Source organism: Streptomyces sp. NPDC006235, assembly GCF_040613735.1.
Lineage (GTDB): Bacteria > Actinomycetota > Actinomycetes > Streptomycetales > Streptomycetaceae > Streptomyces.
The window spans coordinates 124,570-138,703 of sequence record NZ_JBEXSR010000016.1; the positions used below are offsets into that span (position 1 = coordinate 124,570).

The following is a 14,134-nucleotide window of genomic DNA, read 5'->3' on the forward strand; positions in this document are numbered from 1 at the left end:
CAAGTTTCGAAGTCAATAGGTCAGTAGCTGTGAATCTGAGGCAGGAGTGTGTCGGTGATGTGTTCAAGTATTGAAGTCACGGAGAGCCGCAGGTGAGACCGGTGTAGAGCACACCCATCTAGCGGAGACGCTGGCTGATGACCTTCGACACACCGTCGCCCTGCATGGAGACGCCGTACAGCGCGTCGGCGACCTCCATCGTGCGCTTCTGGTGGGTGATCACGATCAGCTGGGAGGCTTCCTGGAGCTCCTGCATGATCCGGATGAGCCGCTGGAGGTTGGTGTCGTCGAGGGCGGCCTCGACCTCGTCCATGACGTAGAACGGGCTGGGCCGTGCCTTGAAGATCGACACGAGCAGTGCCACGGCGGTCAGCGACCGCTCCCCGCCGGAGAGCAGCGACAGCCGCTTGACCTTCTTGCCCGGCGGCCGGGCCTCGACGTCCACGCCCGTGGTGAGCATGTTGTCGGGGTCGGTCAGGATCAGCCGCCCCTCACCCCCCGGGAACAGCCGGCTGAAGACGCCCTCGAACTCCCGGGCCGTGTCCCGGTAGGCCTCGGTGAAGACCTGCTCGACACGCTCGTCGACCTCCTTCACCACCTGGAGGAGGTCCGCCCGCGTCTTCTTGAGGTCCTCCAGCTGCTCGCTGAGGAACTGGTGGCGTTCCTCCAGCGCCGCGAACTCCTCCAGGGCGAGCGGGTTCACCTTGCCGAGCTGCTGGTAGGCGCGCTCTGCCGACTTCAGGCGTTTCTCCTGCTCGGCCCGGACGAACGGCCTGGGCCGGTTGCGCGGGTGCTCCGGGTCCTCCGGCAGCTCCTCGCCCTCGGCGGGGGGCGAGGGCGGCACGAGCTGATGCGGTCCGTACTCCACCACCAGCCCCGCCGGTTCGACACCCAGCTCCTCCAGCGCCTTGGTCTCCAGCTGCTCGATCCGCAGCCGCTTCTCGGCGCCGAGTACCTCGCCGCGGTGGACCGAATCCGTCAACTTGTCGAGTTCGGCCTTGAGATCGCGTCCCTCCGTGCGGGCGCGGGCGAGTTCCTGTTCGCGGTGGGCCTTGGCGGCCTCGGCGGCGGTGCGCTCCTCGTCGGCGCGGGTGAGGGAGACCTCGACGTGCGCGAGCAGCTGCCGGGCACCCGAGCCGACGGCCTCGGCGACCGCCGCCTCGTGCCGCAGCCGGGCCCGCCGCTGCTCGGCACGCGCACGTGCCTCGCGTTCCGCGCGGGCGGCCCGGTCCAGGGAGTCGGCCCGTCCGGCCAGGCCCTTGACCCGTTCCTCGTGCGTACGGACCTGGAGACGGGCCTCCATCTCCGTCTGCCGCGCGTTGGCACCGTCGGCGGCGAGCCGGTCCCGTACGGAGGTGTCGGGCTCCTCCTCGATCGGCATCTCCTCGGCGACGGCGAGCCGCTCGGCGAGTTCCTCGACCTCCTGCAGCGCCTTGTCGAGGGCCTCCTGGGCCCGGGCCGCGGCGGCGGTGGAGCGCTCGGCCTCCCCCGCCGCGCCGCGCGCCTGCCCGGCGAGCCGGCCGAGCTGCTGCGCCACGGCGGACTTCTCCCGGTCGGCGGCCCGGCGCCGCTCCCCCAGCTCCTCGACCAGCGCGGCGCACTCCCTGCGGCGTTCCACCGCCGCCTGCTGGGCCTCGGTCAGCGCCTCGCAGCGGACGGCCAGATCTTCCAGCTCTGCGGCTGCCTCGTCCACGGAGGCCTGTACTTCGAGGAGGCTGGGGGCGCCTGCGGAGCCGCCGTGGGCGAAGTGGGCGCCGAGGAGGTCGCCTTCGGCCGTTACGGCGGTGAGGTGGGGGTGGGCGTAGACGAGGTCTTCGGCGTCTTCGAGGGTGCTGACTACGACGATGCCGTGGAGCAGCCGTCGGACGGCCGGCATGAGGTCGGAGGGGCCACGGACCAGGTCGGCGGCGAAGGTGTGTCGTGCGTCTGCGGGTTCGTCGTGGCTGGTCGCGCAGTTCCCCGCGCCCCTAGGGAGAGGATCTCCGGCCAGGAGCAGAGTCGCCCGGCCTCCGTCCTGTTTGCGGAGAAGTCTGATCGCGTCGGCTGCCGAGGCCGGGGTCGTCACGGCGATCGCGTCCGCCGCAGCTCCGAAGGCCGCTGCCAGGGCGGCTTCGTAGCCCGGGGTCACCGTCAGGAGTTCCGCCGCCGGGCCGAGAAGGCCGGAGAGGCGGTCTTTCGCCGCGAGCAGTATCCCCGTGCCGTCCTTGCGGCGCAGGCCGAGTGCCAGGGCCTCGTGGCGGGCCTGGGTCGCGGCGCGCTTGCGTTCGGCCGCCGTGGTCGCCTCGCGGGCTGCCGTGAGGGCGGCCTCGGCCTCGGCGAGCTGCTGCTTCGCGGCCTCGTGCTGCTCGGCGAGTTCCACGTCGCCGGCGTCCAGGCCGTCGACCTCGGCCTTGAGGGCCTCGTACTCCTCCTGGGCGGCGACGGCACGTTCCTGCGCCTCGTCGCGGGCGGCGGCCAGGCGTTCGATCTCGGCCTGGGCGGAGGCGGCGCGGGAGCGGGCCGCGTTGACCTGGCCGCTGAGCCGGGCCAGGCCCTCGCGCCGGTCGGCGATGGCGCGGGCGGCGTCCTTCAGGCGCCGTTCCTCCTGTGCCAGGGCGCTCTCCAGCTCGGCGCGGTGGGCGACCGTGTCTTCGAGGGCGCGTTCGGCCGCCTCCAGGGCCGCTTCCAGCTCGGCCTCCTGCTCGCGGATGCGGGCGGCCTCGCGCTCCATGTCCTCCGGGTCGCGGCCGCGCCGTTCCTCGGGGGGCGCGGAGGTGGCGCTCTTCACGCGGGCGTCGGCCAGCGAGATCGTGCCGCGCACCCGCTCGGCGAGCTGGGAGAGCTCGTACCAGGTCTGCTGGGCGCGCTGGAGGCGCGGCGTGAGCTGCCGTACCTCGTCCTCCAGGAGGGCCTCCCGCTGGAGCGCCTTGCGCAGCTCCTGCTCGGCGGCCTCCTTGCGTTCCTTCAGCGCGGCCTCGTCGGCGACCTCGGCCTTGAGGGCTTCCCTCAGCCGTACGAGGTCGTCGGCCAGCAGGCGCAGCCGGGCGTCGCGCAGGTCGGCCTGGATGACGGCGGCGCGGCGCGCGACGGCGGCCTGGCGGCCGAGGGGCTTGAGCTGGCGTCTCAGTTCGTCGGTGAGGTCCTGCACGCGCGCGAGGTTGGCCTGCATCGCGTCCAGCTTGCGCAGCGCCTTCTCCTTGCGCTTGCGGTGCTTGAGGACGCCGGCGGCCTCCTCGATGAAGGCCCGGCGGCCCATCGGGTCGGCGTGCAGCACGGAGTCGAGCTGGCCCTGCCCGACGATGACGTGCATCTCGCGGCCGATGCCGGAGTCGGAGAGCAGCTCCTGGATGTCGAGCAGACGGCAGGTGTCGCCGTTGATCTGGTACTCGCTGCCGCCGTTGCGGAACATGATCCGCGTGATGGTGACCTCGGCGTACTCGATGGGCAGGGCCCCGTCGGAGTTGTCGATGGTCAGGGACACCTCGGCCCGGCCCAGCGGGGGGCGGCCGGTGGTGCCGGCGAAGATGACGTCCTCCATCTTGCCGCCGCGCAGCGACTTGGCGCCCTGCTCGCCCATGACCCAGCTGAGCGCGTCCACGACGTTGGACTTGCCCGAGCCGTTCGGCCCGACGACGCACGTGATACCCGGCTCGAACCGGAGTGTGGTCGCCGATGCGAACGACTTGAACCCGCGGAGGGTCAGGGCCTTGAGGTGCACGCCGCTGGACTCTACCGCCCGGGTTCGTCTCACTCCATGAACCCGCGGTTTCGCCGCTGAACGCACAGGGCACACCAGACGTTAAAGACGGTGAAAGGATGCGGGGGCAAGAAAGAAGGGACGCCTAGGGCGTCCCTTGTACTTCTGACAACTCAGCGGTTGTGACGGGCGGCCCAACCACTGCGGTGCTGTTGTGGAGCGGTGCAGTGATCAGGTGAGCGCAGGCTCCGCCTGGTGTGCGTCAACGCTCTCCATGATCCTGTCGTGAGAAGCGGCAGCCGTCAGCGCCTCGTTCTCGGCCTGGATCCGTACGAGTTCGGATTCCAGGTCCTGGACGCGCTGCTGGAGCCGTCGCATCTCGGCGAGGAGTCGAGGGTCGGAGCCGCCGACGTAACCGAGAAGCGCCTTTGCCATGATGGATGGTCCTCCACAATGAGTGACCGACCGATGCGGTGTGGGTCGTGAGGGATTCCGCACCCGCAGTCTTGGCAGGGCCTGGAGTTGTGCTGCCGTTCAGCCATGCCAAACAGCTAGGTGCGCGGGGTGCTTTCAGCGTCTCACCAAAAAGTTTGACGGTCAACACGATCACGCCCCGTATTGGCGGCAACCCGGGCGCGCACGGCCTGGAACGGCGGTGTCGGCGCTTCAGCGAGGCCTTCGGGGCGTGGCGATCATCCTTGCGGGTGCGGCCTGCCAAGGCAAGTGCTTCTCGGCAATCACCAGCATGTTTCCGTTCGGGGAGGCCCTCGGCGGCCGGTCTGCGGGCGACCCCGGGGGCCGCTCTGTGGTGTGGGGTCAGCGGACGCCGAAGCCCTCGTAGCCCCCGCGGGGTGTGTCCCAGATCTCGGTGACCCCGTCCACGCGGCCGGGCGTGTCGTCACTCTGGAGCCACTCCAGCAAGCCTTCGCAGCCCTCTCGCGCGCCCTCCGCGACCACTTGGACGCGTCCATCGCCCAAATTGAGAGCAAAACCACTCAGGCCGCCGATCTCCAGGGCCTTGGCTCGCGTGAACCAGCGGAAACCCACACCTTGGACGCGTCCACGCACCCAGGCGACCAGTCGCACATCCTCGCTCATGACTGCAACCTAACCGCCCGAACTCGCTCCGGGCACTTCCTCCACTTGCGCCATGCGGTACCGTCCCCACCCAACGAATCTCATATGAAACTCACACGATCGAGTGAGTTTGGTGTTGATCTCGAGGACGAGTCGACCGCCAGGACGAGGAAGGCCAGGACATGGGACGCCACCGACGCTCCGCCGCCGGCCGCGCCGCCACGGGTCGCGCCACGGCGATCAGGCAGGCCGACGGCTCCGTGGCAGAGCACGACCCGCTGCACTCCCCCGCGGGAGACGGCCCGGCGATGGGCATCGCGCCCTACCTGAACCCCGAGGCGTACGCCGGCACCTACGCGAAGAGCGAGGCCTACCTGTTCGCCACGGGCGCCTCCGAGCCGGGTGACGGCTACGACGCGCGGAGCGCGGACACGGCCGTCTTCGCCTCCGACGGCTTCACGCCCGACGGCGGTGCCCGGCGCCCCGGCTCCCACCGCCGCCGGAAGAAGCCCGCACGGCCCATGCGCACCGGGCTGCTCGGCGTGTCCGCGGCGGTCGCGCTCGGCACGGTCGCGGTCGCGACGGGCGCGGTGCCCGGTCTCGAGAACTACCAGCTCGGTGGTGGCGGCGGCGCCGACAAGGTGCAGGCCGGGGACACCCCGACGAACAGCCCGATCGAGCAGGGCGGCACCACCGGCAGCGCCGACGACCGGGACGGCGCGCCCACGAGCCGGGACACCGAGCGCTCCCTGTCGCCGTCGCCGTCCGCCTCGAAGTCGTCGGCCGCGCCGACGAAGACGCCGGCGAAGACGAAGACGCCGCAGAAGCCGGAGAAGACGCAGGAGAAGACCCCGGAGAAGAAGCAGCCGGCGGCCACCCCCCGCGAGAAGCCGGACAACACCCCCTCCCGTACGGCCACGAAGGCGCCGCAGCCCCCCAGCGCGTCCGCCGCCCTCTCCGGGGAGTCCGCCGCCGCGGCCCAGGTGCTCAAGCTGGTGAACGAGGAGCGGGCCAAGGTGGGGTGCAGCGCGGTCGCGGCGAACAGCGCGCTGACCGAGCTGGCGCAGAACTACAGCGAGGACATGGCCGCGCGGGGCTTCTTCGACCACACCGACCCGGACGGCAGGACGCCGTGGGACCGGGCCGAGAAGGCCGGGATATCCAACCTCGGCGGGGAGAACATAGCCCGCGGCCAGGCCGACGCCGCGGCCGTGATGGACGCCTGGATGAACAGCCCCGGCCACCGCGCCAACATCCTGAACTGCGACTTCAAGACGCTGGGCGTCGGTGTCGAGTTCGGGTCGGGCGGCCCGTGGTGGACCCAGAACTTCGGATACTGACCCCCTGCAGGTGGCGCTAACCTTCAGTTAGCGCCGCCTGTGGGTTAGCGCTGTGCTGGCGTAGGCTGGGCATATGACCACCACCCAGGAGCCCACGGCGGGGCTGGACGACCTCCCGTACAACGTGTTCGCCAAGGCCTGCCCCTCGCGCGGCACGCTGGAGCACGTCACGGGCCGCTGGGGCGCACTGACGCTGGGCGCCCTGTACGAGGGTTCGCTCCGCTTCAACGAGCTGCGTCGCCGCATCGACGGCGTCAGCGAGAAGATGCTCTCCCAGACACTGCACGCGCTTGAGCGCGACGGCCTGGTGCACCGCGAGGCGCAGCCGACCAACCCGCCCCGCGTGGACTACGAACTGACACCGCTGGGACGCGGCGTGGCCGAGCGGCTGCTCGCCCTGATCCACTTCGTGGAGGGCAGCATGGACGAGGTCATCGCCGCGCGCGGGCGGTACGACTCCGCTAGGGCGTGATCCGCGGGGGCCTCTGGCACTTCGGGCAGTAGTAGCTCGAACGGTTCATCCAGGGGCGCCGGCGTATCGGGGTGCCACAGCGCCGGCAGGGCAGGCTCTCGCGTCCGTAGGCATCGAGGGACCGGTCGAAGTAGCCCGACTCGCCGTTGACGTTGACGTACAGGCTGTCGAAGCTGGTGCCGCCCACCGCGAGGGCCGCGTTCATGACGTCCCGCACATGGCCCAGGAGCAACAGGCTGCGCGGGCGCGTGAAGGTCGCGGTCGGGCGCTCGTAGTGGATGCGGGCGCGCCACAGGGCCTCGTCCGCGTAGATGTTGCCGACGCCGCTGATCAGCGACTGGTCGAGCAGGGCCCGCTTGATCGTGGACCGCTTGCGGCGCAGCGCGCGGTGGAAGGCCTCGTCGTCGAAGAGCGGGTCGAGCGGGTCACGGGCGATGTGCGCGATGACGTCGGGCAGGCCGTCGGGGGTGTTGTCGTGCAGTGACAGGCCGCCGAAGGTGCGCTGGTCGACGAAGCGGAGTTCGGTGTCCAGGGCGTCGGTGAAGCGGACGCGGATGCGCAGGTGCTTCTCGTCCGGGGCCGTGTGCGGCTGGACCAGCAGCTGGCCGCTCATGCCGAGGTGGGCCAGGATCGACTGGTCCGTGTCCTCCAGAGGCAGCCACAGGTACTTGCCGCGGCGGCTCGGGACGCCGATGCGGTGGCCCTTCAGACGGTGCGCGAAGTCGTCGGCGCCCGCGAGGTGGCGGCGCACCGCGCGCGGGTGCAGCACCTCGGCCTCGGCGACGGTCCGGTGGGCGACCCACCGCTCCAGACCGCGCCGGACGACCTCGACCTCGGGCAACTCGGGCATGGGGTCCCCCGTCACAAACCTGTGGATGACCCGAGCGCCCGCCCCTGGCAGGGGCGGGCGCTCGGGTCGCGCCGTGCTGTGCCGGCCGCCCGGCTGAAGTGCCGGGCGGTGGCTGTCAGCCGTCGACGCTGCCGTCGACGACCGTGTGGGCGGCCTGAGCCGCCGCCGTCTGCGTCGCCTCGGCGGCCTTCGCCGCCTTGGCGCGCTCGTCCGCCGCGGCCCGGATGGACCGCCACGCGGACTCGGCGGCCTGCTGCTCCGCCTCCTTCTTGCTGCGGCCGGTGCCGGTGCCGTACGAGACGCCTCCGACGCGGGCGGCAGCAGTGAAGGTCTTCTCGTGGTCGGGGCCGGTCTCCGTGACCAGGTACTCGGGCACGCCGAGCCCCTCGGTCGCGGTGAGCTCCTGGAGACTGGTCTTCCAGTCCAGGCCGGCTCCGAGGTTCGAGGATTTCTCGATCAGGGGGTCGAACAGGCGGTGCACCAGCTCCGCCGCCGAGTCCAGCCCCTGGTCGAGGTAGACCGCGCCGATCACCGCTTCGAGGGTGTCGGCGAGGATGGACGCCTTGTCCCGGCCACCCGTGCCCTCTTCACCCCGGCCGAGCCGGATGAAGGAGCCCAGGTCGAGCTCGCGCCCCACCTCCGCAAGCGCACGCGAGTTCACCACCGCGGCCCGCAGCTTGGCCAGCTGGCCTTCAGGCAGGTCGGGGTGGGTGCGGTACAGCGTGTCCGTGACGACCAGGCCGAGCACGGAGTCCCCGAGGAACTCCAGACGCTCGTTGGTCGGCAGACCGCCGTTCTCGTATGCGTACGACCGGTGGGTCAGTGCTCGCACCAGAAGGGCGGACTCGACCTTGTAGCCGAGCCGCCCTTCCAGAAGCGTGTGGGACGAGGCCTGGTTGTCCGCCGTTGCGTTCCCGCTCACGCGGGAAGACTTGTTCTTAGGCGTGGACACAGTGCCTCTCACCAGCCGCTCAGACCTCGAGGACCTGGCGCTTGTTGTAAGTGCCGCAAGAGGGGCACGCGATGTGCTGCTGCTTGGGCTCGTGGCAGCGCTCGCACGCAACCAGGGTGGGGACCGCAGCCTTCCACTGCGACCGGCGGTGGCGCGTGTTGCTGCGCGACATCTTCCGCTTCGGAACAGCCACGGCTACTTCTCCTGCTTCTCGTCGACGCCCGGTTCGGCGCCGCTCATCTCGTCCTTCTCGCCGTCCGACATGGTGTCGGCGAGTCCCTGCAATGCCGCCCAACGGATGTCGACGGCGTCATGGTGGTGGTCCGGGTCGTCCGCCAGCCGTGCGCCGCACTCGGCACACAGACCAGGGCAGTCTTCCTGGCACACCGGCTGCATCGGCAGTGCGAGCACCACCGCATCACGCAGCACGGACTCGAGGTCGAACAGGCCGTCCTCGAGGAAGAGCCTGTCCTCGTCGTCCTCGGCGTCGTCGCCCGGCTCCGCGATCACGCGGCCCCGGTCGTCGGCGTCAGGGTACGAGAACATCTCCTGGAACTCCGCTTCGACGTCGAGCTGAAGCGGCTCCAGACACCTTACGCACTCCCCCTCGGCGGCGGCACGGGCGGTGCCTGTGACGAGCACCCCTTCCATGACCGACTCCAGGCGGAGTTCGAGCTCCACCGGGGCGCCTTCCGGCACTCCGATGACTCCCTTGATACCGAGGTCCTGGGGAGCGTCGACCGTGCGGGTCAGGCGCTGTAGCGCACCGGGCCGCCGACCCAGCTCGTGCGTGTCGAACACGAGGGGGTTGCGGTGGTCGAGGCGGGCGTTCAGGGCCATTCCTGCTTTCGTCTGCTGAGCTGAGGGGGACGCTGCCCTTCGGTGTTCCCGGGCAGCGGTGATCGCGGACGTACGCGCGACCGAAGAGCCAGGATACTGGACCTTTGCCCGTCGGCCCAATCCGGTGCTCAGCCGTTGCCGCGGCCCTGCTCGTAGGCCCGGAGCTGCTCGGCGCTGATCATGCCCGTGTCGAAGAGGCTGGTCTCGTCCAGGGCGTATCCCTGGTGGGCCTGATGTCCGGGCTGTGGCTGCTGCCCTTGCTGGGCCTGCTGCGCCTGCTGGGCCTGGTTCGGGTCGTACGCAGCCTGCTGGGGGTCGTAGCCCTGGTAGGCGTAGGGATCGGCCTGCTGGTAGCCGTATGGGTCCTGCTGGGCCGCGTACGGCTGCTGCGGGTAGCCGCCGCCGTAGGGGTCGGGCTGCTGCTGGTAGGCGTACGCCGGCTGCGGCTGTCCGTAGTCCTGCTGCTGGGCGGGCTGCTCGGCCGGGGGCTTCTCGTCCGCGAGGGCGGCCAGGCCGGCGAGGTAGTCGGCGTCGCTGGAGTGCTGGACGGTGCTGGTGTCGTCGGCGAGTGAGCCGAGGTCGTCGGTGGCGATCCGGCCGTGCAGCTTCTGCCGGCCGCGGCCGACGGCGTCCAGGGTCTTGGCGAGGACCGCCTCGAAGGCGCCGAGCTTGACGTCGACGTACTCGTCGGCGCTGCGGCGCTGGGTCTCCGGGTCGTGGCTGCGCTCGGGGGCGTCCTCGTCCTCGTAGCCCTGCTCGTCGGTGCCGGGGCCGGTGCCGAGGAGCTTCTCGCGGCCGCGGCCCACGGAGCCGAGGGTCTTGGTGAGGACGACCTCGAAGTTGGCGAGCTTGGAGTCGACGTACTCGTCGGCCTCGGCGCGGATCTCCTCGGCCTCCTGGCGGGCCTCGGCGAGGATCCGGTCGGCCTCGGCCTGGGAACGGCGGGCGACCTCGGTGTCGGAGATCAGCGAGCCGCGCTCGGCGTGCGCGGCCTGGATGATCCGCTCGGCCTCCTGGCGGGCCTGTTCGACCATCTGCTCGCGGTCGCCGATCAGCTCCTGGGCCTGGGCGAGGGAGCCGGGCAGCGCCGCGCGCACCTCTTCCAGCATGGAGAGCAGTTCGGCGCGGTTGACCACGCACGAGGCCGACATGGGCATGGACCGGGCGCCGGAGACCGCGGCGACGATCTCGTCGAGCTTCTTCTGCACGTCCACCGTGTGCTCGCCACTCTCTACAGATGCGTTGGAGACGGACGGGACGACTGTACGGGCATGGTGTCCCCGGGGAACACCGGGTGACGGCCTGTCAGGGTCCGGCGGGGTGCCGAGGGCGGGCTCAGTCCTGCTCCAGGCGCTCGCCGAGGGCCTGGAGGACCTCCGCGGGGACCAGGTGTGAGACGTCGCCGCCCCAGGTCGCGACCTCCTTGACCAGGGAGGACGACAGGAAGCTGTAGGTGGGGTTGGTGGGGATGAAGAGGGTCTCCACGCCCGAGAGGCCGTTGTTCATCTGGGCCATCTGCAGCTCGTAGTCGAAGTCGCTGACCGCGCGCAGGCCCTTGACGATGGCGGGGATGTCGCGCTGCTTGCAGAAGTCGACGAGCAGGCCGTGGAAGGCCTCGACGCGGACGTTGCCGTACTCGGCGGTGACCCGGCGGATCAGGTCGATCCGCTCGTCGATCTCGAACAGGCCCTTCTTCGACTGGTTGATCATCACCGCGACGTAGACCTCGTCGTACAGCCTGGAGGCGCGGGAGATGATGTCGAGGTGTCCGTTGGTGATCGGGTCGAACGACCCGGGACATACGGCGCGGCGCACTTGTGATCCCTCGCTCTCCGGTCCGGTCATCGTGCGTCTTCGCACGTAGAGGCGGCGCGACCGTACCAAAACGTTCCCTCGCCGTAGCGACGGGCCCGGAGGGCTTCGAAGCCCTCGGGCCACCGGAATTCACCGCCTCTGGTGCTGCGCTCCACGGTGACGAGGGCTTCTTCGGTGAGCCAGCCTTCCGTGCGGAGTGTGAGCAGGATCTCGCGAAGATCGTCGTCCGTGACGGCGTACGGCGGGTCGAGGAAGACCAGGTCGTAGGGGTCGCCGGGGGGTGGTGTGCGGATGATCTGTTCCGCTTTGCCGGATCTGACCTCGGCGCCGGGGAGGCCGAGGGACTTCACGTTGTCGCGGACCGTGCGGGCCGCTCGCGCGTCGGCCTCGACGAGGAGGGCGTGACCGGCGCCGCGGGAGAGGGCTTCCAGGCCCACGGCCCCTGATCCCGCGTAGAGGTCGAGGACGCGTTCGCCTTCCAGGGGGCCGCCGAGGAGGGATTGCCAGGTGGAGAAGAGGCCCTCTCGGGCGCGGTCCGATGTGGGGCGGGTTCCTGTTCCTGGCGGGACGGCCAGGCGGCGTCCGCCGGCTGTACCGGCGATCACGCGGGTCATCTGTGGTCCTTGGGTGTGGGCGGCTTCAGGTTCATTGTGGCTGGTCGCGCAGTTCCCCGCGCCCCTTGGGGGCAATACCTGTCACCCCTTTTCCAGGTACTGCTCTCTTTCCTCGTCCAAGAGAGCGTCCAGAGCCGTCCGGAGTGCGGGGAGGTGGGTCAACTCCGGGTCGGCGGCCACTACAGCCGCCGCCTCCTCTCTCGCCTCGGCGATGATCTCCTCGTCCTCGATGACCGCGAGCATCCTCAGGCTGGTGCGGGCGCCCGACTGGGCCTGGCCGAGGACGTCGCCCTCCCGGCGTTGTTCGAGGTCGATGCGGGAGAGTTCGAAGCCGTCGAGGGTCGCGGCGACGGCGTTCAGGCGCTGGCGGGCCGGGCTCGCCTCGGGCATCTCGCTGACCAGGAGGCACAGGCCGGGGGCCGAGCCACGGCCCACGCGGCCGCGCAGCTGGTGGAGCTGGGAGACGCCGAAGCGGTCGGCGTCCATGATCACCATGACCGTGGCGTTGGGGACGTTGACGCCGACCTCGATGACCGTCGTGGCCACCAGGACGTCGGTCTCGCCGGCGGCGAAGCGGCGCATGACGGCGTCCTTGTCATCGGGGTGCATACGGCCATGCAGGACCTCGACGCGGAGGCCCTGGAGAGGACCCTTGGCGAGCTGGTCGGCCACGTCCAGGACGGCGAGGGGCGGGCGCTTCTCCGCGGCGTCCTCGGGGGACCCGGGGGCCTCGGGGGCCTCGGAGGACTTCTTCTTGCCGGCCTTCTTCGGGTCGTCCTCCTCGTCGCCGATGCGGGGGCAGACCACGTACGCCTGATGGCCGTTGCCCACTTCCTCGCGGACGCGTTCCCAGGCGCGGGACAGGAAGTGGGGCTTGTCGGCGGCCGGGACGACATGGCTGGCGATGGGCGAGCGGCCCGCCGGGAGCTGGTCCAGGACGGAGGTCTCCAGGTCGCCGAAGACCGTCATGGCGACCGTGCGCGGGATCGGCGTGGCCGTCATGACCAGGAGGTGCGGGGGCTGTTTGCCCTTGCCGCGCAGGGCGTCGCGCTGCTCGACGCCGAAGCGGTGCTGTTCGTCGACCACGACCAGGCCCAGGTCGTGGAACTGCACCTTGTCCTCGATCAGTGCGTGTGTACCGATGACGATGCCGGCCTCGCCGGTGGTGAGGTCGAGCAGGGCCTGGCGGCGGGCTGCCGCGCCCATGGAGCCGGTGAGCAGCACCACCTTGGTGCCCTGGTCGGCCCCACCCAGCATGCCGCCCTCGGCCAGCTCGCCCATCATCTCGACGATCGACCGGTGGTGCTGCTGGGCGAGCACTTCGGTGGGCGCGAGCATGGCGGCCTGCCCGCCGGCGTCGACCACGGCGAGCATGGCGCGCAGGGCCACCATTGTCTTTCCCGATCCGACCTCTCCTTGCAGAAGCCGGTGCATCGGATGCTCCGTCGCCAGGTCCTCGAAGATCTCCCGGGAGACGCGCTGCTGGCCCTCGGTGAGGGTGAAGGGGAGGCGGGCGTCGAAGGCTGTGAGGAGGCCGTCGGGGCTGGGTTTGCGGGCGACCGCGGGGAGCTGGGCGTCGGCGTGGCGGCGGCGGGCGAGGGCGACCTGGAGGACGAAGGCCTCGTCCCATTTGAGGCGGGCGCGGGCGTCCTCGATGTCCGCCTTGGTGTGCGGGCGGTGGATCTTCAGGAGGGCCTCGGGGAGCGGGACCAGCCCGCGGCCCCGGCGCAGGGATTCCGGCAGCGGGTCGACGGCATCCTGGGCGGTGGGCAGGACCGTCTGGAGCGCCTTGCCGATCTTCCAGGATTCCAGTTTGGCGGTGGCCGGGTAGATCGGGATCAGGGCGCCGGCCCATGTCTCGACGGACTCCTCCGGATCGCCGCGGAGCAACTCATAGGCTGGGTGGGCCAGTTGGAGACGGCGGTTGAAGACGGAGACCTTGCCCGCGAACATCGCGCGGGTGCCCGGCAGGAGCTCCTTGTGGGGCTTGTGAACGCCGTTGCCGAAGAAGACCAGTTGGAGGCGGCCGCTGCCGTCCGTGATCGTGACCTCCAGGCGCTGGCCCTTGCCGCGCGGGGCCCTGGCGGAGGCGAAGGTGTGCAGGCGGGCGTCGGCGACCTGGGCGACCACCGTGACGTGCTCGTCCATGGGGAGGTCGGCGAGGTGGGTGAGCTGGCCTCGCTCCTCGTATCGGCGCGGATAGTGGTGGAGCAGGTCGCCGACGGTGCGCAGGCCGAGGTGCTCGGCCATCACCTTCGCGGTGGCGGGGCCGAGCACCGACTTCAGTGGTTGTCGCAGCGGTTCGTGAAGTGCGGGCACGAGATCCATTGCACACCACACCACTGACAATGCCGTAGAGGCCGTGGCGCACGTGGCCGTATACGTCCCGGAAACCCCTGGTCAGGCGGCTGGTTCGGGCCTTAGGATGACGCGCTCCCGGCCTCCTTTCCGCGGTCACCGCCCCACCGGGACCGCCCGACCCCGCGCCGTCGCGAGTC

Annotated in this window: 13 protein-coding genes; 2 read left to right on the forward strand and 11 right to left on the reverse strand. The window is 70.7% G+C overall.

The window, feature by feature from the left end:
• Positions 1–118: 118 nt before the first annotated feature.
• From smc to ABZ192_RS20650, 3 genes are all read right to left on the reverse strand, one after another.
• Positions 119–3,697 carry a chromosome segregation protein SMC gene (smc, locus tag ABZ192_RS20640; protein ID WP_356925896.1) on the reverse strand — a complete coding sequence of 1,193 codons (3,579 nt, stop codon included), beginning with the start codon at positions 3,695–3,697 and terminating at the stop codon, positions 119–121.
• Between the two features lie 210 nt (positions 3,698–3,907).
• Positions 3,908–4,111, reverse strand: a complete 204-nt coding sequence (locus tag ABZ192_RS20645) for a hypothetical protein (RefSeq protein ID WP_003993245.1) — start codon at positions 4,109–4,111, stop codon at positions 3,908–3,910.
• Between the two features lie 381 nt (positions 4,112–4,492).
• Positions 4,493–4,774 carry an acylphosphatase gene (locus ABZ192_RS20650; RefSeq protein WP_356925897.1) on the reverse strand — a complete coding sequence of 94 codons (282 nt, stop codon included), beginning with the start codon at positions 4,772–4,774 and terminating at the stop codon, positions 4,493–4,495.
• Positions 4,775–4,935: 161 nt separating this feature from the next.
• Here ABZ192_RS20650 and ABZ192_RS20655 point away from each other — a divergent pair, with 161 nt between their 5' ends.
• Together ABZ192_RS20655 and ABZ192_RS20660 are read left to right on the forward strand one after the other, a co-directional pair.
• Positions 4,936–6,093 carry a CAP domain-containing protein gene (locus ABZ192_RS20655; RefSeq protein WP_356925898.1) on the forward strand — a complete coding sequence of 386 codons (1,158 nt, stop codon included), beginning with the start codon at positions 4,936–4,938 and terminating at the stop codon, positions 6,091–6,093.
• 73 nt (positions 6,094–6,166) lie between these two features.
• On the forward strand, positions 6,167–6,565 hold the full coding sequence (locus ABZ192_RS20660; RefSeq protein ID WP_356925899.1) for a helix-turn-helix domain-containing protein: 399 nt from the start codon (positions 6,167–6,169) through the stop codon (positions 6,563–6,565).
• On the opposite strand, the gene mutM is transcribed toward ABZ192_RS20660, so the two are convergent.
• The 8 genes from mutM to recG all read right to left on the reverse strand — a co-directional run bounded on the left by mutM (position 6,555) and on the right by recG (position 13,964).
• Entirely contained in the window at positions 6,555–7,415 is an 861-nt protein-coding gene (gene mutM / locus ABZ192_RS20665) for a bifunctional DNA-formamidopyrimidine glycosylase/DNA-(apurinic or apyrimidinic site) lyase (RefSeq protein ID WP_356925900.1), read from the reverse strand. The two genes, ABZ192_RS20660 and mutM, sit on opposite strands and share 11 nt — an antisense overlap.
• A gap of 115 nt (positions 7,416–7,530) precedes the next feature.
• A complete protein-coding gene (gene rnc / locus ABZ192_RS20670) occupies positions 7,531–8,337 on the reverse strand; it encodes a ribonuclease III (RefSeq protein WP_356925901.1) in 807 nt (268 codons plus the stop codon).
• Positions 8,338–8,386: 49 nt separating this feature from the next.
• The gene (gene rpmF / locus ABZ192_RS20675) at positions 8,387–8,560 is read right to left on the reverse strand and encodes a 50S ribosomal protein L32 (protein ID WP_003951102.1); all 174 of its coding nucleotides are present in this window, start codon (positions 8,558–8,560) and stop codon (positions 8,387–8,389) included.
• 2 nt (positions 8,561–8,562) lie between these two features.
• Positions 8,563–9,207, reverse strand: a complete 645-nt coding sequence (locus ABZ192_RS20680; protein ID WP_356925902.1) for a YceD family protein — start codon at positions 9,205–9,207, stop codon at positions 8,563–8,565.
• A gap of 128 nt (positions 9,208–9,335) precedes the next feature.
• Complete coding sequence (locus tag ABZ192_RS20685; protein WP_356925903.1) at positions 9,336–10,421, reverse strand: cell division initiation protein; 1,086 nt, start codon at positions 10,419–10,421, stop codon at positions 9,336–9,338.
• Between the two features lie 121 nt (positions 10,422–10,542).
• Positions 10,543–11,022 (reverse strand): pantetheine-phosphate adenylyltransferase, encoded by a 480-nt coding sequence (coaD, locus tag ABZ192_RS20690; RefSeq protein ID WP_356925926.1) that lies wholly within the window; start codon positions 11,020–11,022, stop codon positions 10,543–10,545.
• Between the two features lie 26 nt (positions 11,023–11,048).
• On the reverse strand, positions 11,049–11,636 hold the full coding sequence (gene rsmD, locus ABZ192_RS20695; protein ID WP_356925904.1) for a 16S rRNA (guanine(966)-N(2))-methyltransferase RsmD: 588 nt from the start codon (positions 11,634–11,636) through the stop codon (positions 11,049–11,051).
• Between the two features lie 81 nt (positions 11,637–11,717).
• A complete protein-coding gene (recG, locus tag ABZ192_RS20700) occupies positions 11,718–13,964 on the reverse strand; it encodes an ATP-dependent DNA helicase RecG (protein WP_356925905.1) in 2,247 nt (748 codons plus the stop codon).
• Positions 13,965–14,134: the final 170 nt, after the last annotated feature.

What these genes read in the sequence shown, in the direction of transcription:
- ABZ192_RS20650 (WP_356925897.1), bottom strand. Translation starts at nt 4,774, where the DNA reads ATGAGCGAGGATGTGCGACTGGTCGCCTGGGTGCGTGGACGCGTCCAA.
- ABZ192_RS20660 (WP_356925899.1), top strand. Translation starts at nt 6,167, where the DNA reads ATGACCACCACCCAGGAGCCCACGGCGGGGCTGGACGACCTCCCGTAC.
- ABZ192_RS20655 (WP_356925898.1), top strand. Translation starts at nt 4,936, where the DNA reads ATGGGACGCCACCGACGCTCCGCCGCCGGCCGCGCCGCCACGGGTCGC.
- ABZ192_RS20645 (WP_003993245.1), bottom strand. Translation starts at nt 4,111, where the DNA reads ATGGCAAAGGCGCTTCTCGGTTACGTCGGCGGCTCCGACCCTCGACTC.
- rsmD (WP_356925904.1), bottom strand. Translation starts at nt 11,636, where the DNA reads ATGACCCGCGTGATCGCCGGTACAGCCGGCGGACGCCGCCTGGCCGTC.
- mutM (WP_356925900.1), bottom strand. Translation starts at nt 7,415, where the DNA reads ATGCCCGAGTTGCCCGAGGTCGAGGTCGTCCGGCGCGGTCTGGAGCGG.
- ABZ192_RS20680 (WP_356925902.1), bottom strand. Translation starts at nt 9,207, where the DNA reads ATGGCCCTGAACGCCCGCCTCGACCACCGCAACCCCCTCGTGTTCGAC.
- recG (WP_356925905.1), bottom strand. Translation starts at nt 13,964, where the DNA reads ATGGATCTCGTGCCCGCACTTCACGAACCGCTGCGACAACCACTGAAG.